Source organism: Actinomyces sp. ICM58 (assembly GCF_000283035.1).
Taxonomy (GTDB): Bacteria; Actinomycetota; Actinomycetes; order Actinomycetales; family Actinomycetaceae; genus Pauljensenia.
In genome coordinates this window covers 1-6,478 of record NZ_ALIY01000191.1, presented here as the reverse complement: position 1 = coordinate 6,478, position 6,478 = coordinate 1, and the positions used below count along the sequence as shown (strand labels likewise).

Below are 6,478 nucleotides of genomic sequence, written 5' to 3'. Positions count from 1 at the left end.
CGCGGCCCCTCGCGCGTGGGGGGAGGGGAGTTGTTGTCGGTGGTTGCTTCGCTGTCATCTTCGGCAGTGGTGGTGATGGTGGCATGGAAGCCGTGGTGCGACAGATGAATTTCGTATACGATATTCGCTATGAGTGAGCGTCTTCTTCGCGGAGTTCCTGTGACTGATGAGCAGATTCAGGCGTGGGCTGATGAGGCTGAGCGCGGGTATGACCTGGCTGAGTTGCCGGCTCCGCGCCCGGGGCGTCCTCCGGTGGGGAAGGGGCCGGGCGTCGCCGTGACGGTGCGCCTGGATGAGCAGACGTTGAGGGCGTTGATGGAACGCGCCGCCTTGGAGGGGATTGGGAGCCGTTCTGACGCGATTCGCGCGGCAGTACGCGAATGGACCCATGTTGCCTAGGCTTCATGCCAGCGCTAGAAAGCATTTCGGGCGCGACAGGCTCACCGATGAGGCCGTCCTGTACGCGTATGAGCACGCCCTGAACTCACGTCCCCTCGACGATGAGGACGATCCCAGGAGATGGCTCGTGGTGGGTATCGACCAGTCTGGACGTGTTCTCGAGATGGTCGTATTGGTTTTTGATAGTGGCGGCGAGCTGCTCATTCACGCCATGAAGGCTCGTCCGCAATTCCTTGACGAGCTGACGTAGCTCTCTGGTAGCTGCCTGTCCTGGCTGTTGGCTGTCGCCGATGTGGGACGAGGCGCCGCTGGATGTGTCGGTCGTGATACCCGGGTCTCTCTCGCATTGGTGGCGAGCTGGTGTTTCACGGGCGCGTCCCGTGAAACATCAGTGTTGGTTAGTGGCCTTGTTTTTCTTCCCAGGTGTCGGTGTTGTTAATGACCAGGTGAGACAGTGGGAAGGGGCCGGTTGTTTCGGTGGTGGTGACCAGGCCGTTGATCGTCTGGGTCTCCCCGGTAAAGGGGTTGGTGGCCGTCCCGCTCCACGTCGTGGTCAGCGTGATCTCTCGGTTCTCATGCGGGTAGGGCCCATCGAACCCAGAACGCCACCCCTGCGGGGGCGTGTAGTAGTGGCGGATCAACCGTGGGTCCTTGTTCGGATCGATCCCCTTGTGCCAGACCAAGCCCGGGGAGGTTGTGATCGTGTTGGGGGTGCCATCACCCCAGTTGTATTCGTAGTTCGTTGCCGTGAGCGTGATCGTGATGTCGCGACCCAGCAGGTTGATGACGTGAGTCTGAGTCGGATTGGTGACCGAGACGATCGTGGGCACAAACCTGTTCGTGTAGGACACAGTGGGTGGTTGTTTGTTGATGCCGGCCCCGTCGGCGTGGATGGTGGCGGCAGCACGGCGCAGAATCGTCCGGGTTGAAGGGGGAGTGGACGGCGTCGTATCGCTTGGAGGGGGATCAATGCATCGCCAAAAGGTCGGAAACATGAGATGACCGGATTCGTAGGATACGGGGTGTTCACAGTGGTAGCCAAAAGCAAAGTCGTTAATTGCGCTCGGCGGCTCCGGCGTCCCCTCCGGTAACGGCTCACCACTACCTGACGGCGACTGATACGTACCTTGATCGGTGCCTGGGGTAGTATCGTCGTACTCCTCCCAGACATCAGTGTTGACGTCCCCACGATTTCCATTGGTATCGAATCCTGAGTTCGTTGCAAGAGCTATTGAGGGTGTGATGCTGTGCATCAGCACAGCTGATGACACGGTGCAAATGGTCAGAATACGTAGTTTATTCGTCATCATAGTCCCTGGCGCTTCCTTGCAGCTCAGTCCAACGGTTATTTTTCCACGTCATGAATAAGGTGATCGTCGAGCTATGTTGTGCGCTATCAACAACGATGCTCTGTTCTTTGCATCTTGTGCCGTTGCTGGCACTGACCAGAAAACGAACACCGATAGTATTTGGTGGAATTGCGCCATCTTGCTCCGCAACGGCTTCGAGGCGAAGCACCTCCTGCACTGTAGCGGAGTTCCCGAACGACCAGCCATTTGTATACATCTCTTGGGTATTGGCAATGTGGCCCTGGGCGAAATTTGACGACGGGTCAGACATGTCTGCCAGAGGTTGAGTGTCTCCGGTGTTCCACGCGTAGACGATAAGAGCGAGGTAGTGCCTCGCTGCTGCTTCTGCGCCTTTCTCGGTGTTCTCCTTAGCTTCCTCTGGCAGCTCGGGTTTGGTGTAGGTGGATGCGGCGTGCTCGGCGGGGCGGACCAGGACGCCGTCTGGGCCGATTTGGTAGCCGCCCGACATCGCGGCCTCGCCCGAGGCCGTGGCGGAGGCAGTAGGTGTGGGGTAGATGGGTGGCGTGGTTGTGGCTGCCACGGTGGGTTTCTCGCCCCAGGCTGGCCACCAGCCTTCGGCTACCCCGTTGATATACACCGCTAAGACAGCACCCGCGAAGAGAACAACGTAGACGACGCGCATCCCCCAATAGAAGGGCTCCACGTGCAGCCACGCCCGGGCGCGGGCCCGCGCACCCTTGGGGCGCCGCGCTTTGACCTCGGCGCGATAATCAGCCCACCGCCGGCGCAGCGTGTACTTACGCGGCGCCGTTTCGCGGCGGAATTGCTCCTCGTCCTCCTCGGTCACGGGACGCTCAGACAACGGCGGAACCATCATGATCTATCAACCTCCACGATGAGGTGTCCTCCCGCGCGCCCCCATCATCGGAGACGCGCCCTTCACCCACCAGACTACGCGCCGTAACACGCAAATACACCAAGAATGCACGGTAACCACAAACGCACATCCTCCCGCCCAGAGGGGACGAACGTGCACGCACCCGCACGAGTAGGCCCTGACCTCTCCCAACAAGACGATGTACGGACACGTGCGCTTCGCGGAATGCCTCCGAAGGGGAGTTCGTTTCGTGAGCGAGTCGTGAATGGTTCGGGAATCGCTGACCGTGGCGTACCGTGCCTGCGGCGGGGGTGGTGCTGGCGTGCGTGGGAAGCTTCGCGTGCTCCGCCTGGAACTTGTCATCGCCCTGTGTCCACGTGGGGGAGCGCGGGGCGTTGTGTCACCGAGTTAGCGTTCGTCGCTGGTAGTGGAAGCGAGCGTCGCCTCATTGCCGTGTGGGCATTGATTCGGCAGCGCTATCGGTGTGGCGCTGTCGACTACGGAGACCTTGTTGATGTCTGGCACATACCCGTGGCAGGGGTGCGAGCAAATGTGCGTGGTTCTAGTGCACCGTCTGGTACTCGTTGCTGTCTCGAGCCGTTGATACCGGAGCCGGAGAAGCCGGTCACGCCGGAGTCTTAATGCGCCTTGTGGCGCTCGGTGCTTTCTGACCGGTGAAATCGTCGACCATGTGCGCCGTTGTCACCCAGAAATAAATGCACCTTTTGGTGCTCGATGCTTTCTGACCATGGAACAGCTAGCCAACGACTACCGGATGGCCCTCGTCTTAATGCGCCTTTTGGCGCTCGGTGCTTTCTGACGCAGTGCTCAAAGGCCCTCACGGGTGGTGGGAAATTCTCGTCTCAATGCGCCTTTTGGCGCTCGGTGCTTTCTGACCTGGGCTTCTTCTCAGGGCTTGTCCTCTACAAGTTGGTCTTAATGCACCTTTTGGCGCTCGGTGCTTTCTGACTTCGCGACCGTATTAGCACGTCTAGCACTTACTACTATGAGTCTTAATGCACCTTTTGGCGCTCGGTGCTTTCTGACAACAAGGCCGGTGCCGGTATTGATTTCTCAGCGGGCACTCGTCTTAATGCACCTATTGGCGCTCGGTGCTTTCTGACCCAGCGCACTATGAGTATGCCGAACCATCCAACATCAAGTCTTAATGCACCTTTTAGCGCTCGGTGCTTTCTGACGGCCTGGTTCGCGGCCCTCACGCTCCTGTTTGGCCTGGTCTTAATGCACCTTTTGGCGCTCGGTGCTTTCTGACTTCATCTACGCGCTGCCCGACACGAACTCTGTGGAGTTGTCTTAATGCACCTTTTGGTGCTCGGTGCTTTCTGACGTGGTTTCTCTCCGATTCAGGACACCCTTCCTGCTATCCCGTCTTAATGCGCCTTTTGGCGCTCGGTGCTTTCTGACTGCGAAGTCTCGCACCATGCCGGTCTCGTTCTACTCGTCTTAATGCACCTTTTGGCGCGCGGTGCTTTCTGATGAGGTCTCCATCTTCCACCCGTCGTACATCGACGGTGAGTCTTAATGCACCTTTTGGTGCTCGGTGCTTTCTGACGCCAGTGTGGTGGAATGGTAGACACGCCCGCCTCAAAAGTCTTAATGCACCTTATGGTGCTTGGTGCTTTCTGACTCGCACTGAGCGTGGTGCGCGACGCTGTCTCTCAGTATCGGTCTCAATGCACCTTATGGCGCTTGGTGCTTTCTGACTCGTCGAGGATGGTCAGGCCCCGCGCGTCTAGCTGTCTTAATGCACCTTTTGGTGCTCGGTGCTTTCTGACCTACCTGTACTTCTTCCTGTCCCCCAACTGGCGGCATGTCTTAATGCACCTTTTCGCGCTCGGTGCTTTCTGACTTACAAAAGCCTGGAATGTATTCAAGCAAACCGAGAGTACGTCTTAATGCACCTTTTGGTGCTCGGTGCTTTCTGACCAGTGATAGCAATACCGTACACAGACGCCAACATCTTCTCGTCTTAATGCACCTTTTGGCGCTCGGTGCTTTCTGACCCGTGTGTATTGAGGACTTGAACGTTGCGGGTATGGTGAAGTGTTAATGCACCTTTTGGTGCTCGGTGCTTTCTGGCACGATGGTCAACGACCCCTACACAGGCAAGACTTACGACTGGTCTTAATGCACCTTTTGGCGCTCGACGCTTTCTGACGCCGCGGACTTGATTTGGCGGTTGAAGTCGGCGACGTGTCTTAATGCACCTTTTGGCGCTCGGTACTTTCTGACTCAACAAGTGGCTATCGGAGGAAGATGCCGCATTCGTCAGTCTTAATGCACCTTTTGGCGCTCGTTGCTTTCTGACCTGAGCTAGAGCACGTGTATGCGGGCGGCATGATCGGTTTGTCTTAATGCACCTTTTGGCGCTCGGTGCTCTCTGACCCGGGCATGAGGGTGACTTTGACCTTGTCGAACTCGCCAGTCTCAATGCACCTTTTGGCGCTCGGTGCTTTCTGACGCGAATGGGTTCTACAAGAACAAGACCGAATTCTACGGTCTTAATGCACCTTTTGGCGCTCGGTGCCTTCTGACACGAAACATGTACCAGATCGCACTGGACCACATGGGTCTTAATGCACCTTTTGGCACTCGGTGCTTTCTGACTGCTGATGGTTTCGATACTGAATCTGGGCATGTCGTTGACTGTCTTAATGCACCGTTTGACGCTCGGTGCTTTCTGACCGCCGACCTCCTCACCGCTAGGGCGGCAAACCTCGCCGTGTCTTAATGCACCTTTTGGCGCTCGGTGCTTTCTGACTTACCGATGAAGTCAAGGCAAAGAGGGCTGCCAACGTCTTAATGCACCTTTTGGCGCTCGGTGCTTTCTGACCGACCACACGCACCTACCACTCGTCGCCTTCGCGCGGTCTTAATGCACCTTTTGGCGCTCGGTGCTTTCTGACCGAAGACACGAAGACCCTAGGAGAACTACTCTCCACCAGTCTTAATGCACCTTTTGGCGCTCGGTGCTTTCTGACACGTAGATGACACCGTTTCCGTTGGTGACACCTACGAGTCTTAATGCACCTTTTGGCGCTCGGTGCTTTCTGACGGGCACGCAAAAGACCGACGTGGAGGTGAGCGTGTGAGTCTTAATGCACCTTTTGGCACTCGGTGCTTTCTGACGCTCCGAACCCAGACCCCCGAGGTGCGGGTCATGCGTCTTAATGCACCTTTTGGCGCTCGGTGCTTTCTGACCCGTTTTAATCCCTACCCCCCACCCCTCTAAAATCGGAGTCTTAATGCACCTTTTGGTGCTCGGTGCTTTCTGACCTCGGTGAATGGGCAGCTGAGTGTGCTCTCGCATACGCAGCGTCTTAATGCACCGTTTGGCGCTCGGTGCTTTCTGACAGCTCATCAATATGATGCAAGACTGATACACGTCGCACTGTCTTAATGCACCGTTTGGCGCTCGGTGCTTTCTGACAAGGCGATGGTGATTGCCAGGGAGACGTTGGCTGCTAGTCTTAATGCACCGTTTGGCGCTCGGTGCTTTCTGACCCAAGATGGTACAAGACTGAAGCGCGTCACACTGAAGCGTCTTAATGCACCGTTTGGCGCTCGGTGCTTTCTGACTAGAAAAGGCAAAACGATGACCATCAGGAATACACTCACGTCTTAATGCACCGTTTGGCGCTCGGTGCTTTCTGACCCGGCACAACCGTCGTCGTCCCCTCGACCGCTGGCATCACCGTCTTAATGCACCGTTTGGCGCTCGGTGCTTTCTGACGCCGCCGAGACCTCAACGCCCCTGTCGATCATGCTCCCGGGTCTTAATGCACCGTTTGGCGCTCGGTGCTTTCTGACAGAGATGTGGGTCGGTTCCCACTACCACTTCTACGCCGAGTCTTAATGCACCGTTTGGCGC

The 6,478-nt window shown here is 57.1% G+C and carries 4 protein-coding genes; 2 read left to right on the top strand and 2 right to left on the bottom strand.

Features of this window, described 5'->3' with window-relative positions:
- Positions 1-129: 129 nt before the first annotated feature.
- Positions 130-399 carry a ribbon-helix-helix domain-containing protein gene (locus tag HMPREF1138_RS11595; RefSeq protein WP_039937696.1) on the top strand — a complete coding sequence of 90 codons (270 nt, stop codon included), beginning with the start codon at positions 130-132 and terminating at the stop codon, positions 397-399.
- A complete protein-coding gene (locus tag HMPREF1138_RS08685) occupies positions 389-649 on the top strand; it encodes a hypothetical protein (RefSeq protein WP_039937693.1) in 261 nt (86 codons plus the stop codon). Before HMPREF1138_RS11595 ends, HMPREF1138_RS08685 begins: the two co-directional genes overlap by 11 nt.
- Positions 650-797: 148 nt before the next feature.
- Here HMPREF1138_RS08685 and HMPREF1138_RS08680 read toward each other — a convergent pair whose 3' ends face one another.
- Together HMPREF1138_RS08680 and HMPREF1138_RS08675 are read right to left on the bottom strand one after the other, a co-directional pair.
- On the bottom strand, positions 798-1,250 hold the full coding sequence (locus HMPREF1138_RS08680) for a hypothetical protein (RefSeq protein ID WP_238318633.1): 453 nt from the start codon (positions 1,248-1,250) through the stop codon (positions 798-800).
- Between the two features lie 445 nt (positions 1,251-1,695).
- Positions 1,696-2,586, bottom strand: coding sequence for a DUF6318 family protein (locus HMPREF1138_RS08675; protein ID WP_009058813.1), 891 nt, complete (start codon positions 2,584-2,586; stop codon positions 1,696-1,698).
- Positions 2,587-6,478: the final 3,892 nt, after the last annotated feature.

What these genes read in the sequence shown, in the direction of transcription:
- HMPREF1138_RS08675 (WP_009058813.1), bottom strand. Translation starts at nt 2,586, where the DNA reads ATGATGGTTCCGCCGTTGTCTGAGCGTCCCGTGACCGAGGAGGACGAG.
- HMPREF1138_RS08685 (WP_039937693.1), top strand. Translation starts at nt 389, where the DNA reads ATGTTGCCTAGGCTTCATGCCAGCGCTAGAAAGCATTTCGGGCGCGAC.
- HMPREF1138_RS11595 (WP_039937696.1), top strand. Translation starts at nt 130, where the DNA reads ATGAGTGAGCGTCTTCTTCGCGGAGTTCCTGTGACTGATGAGCAGATT.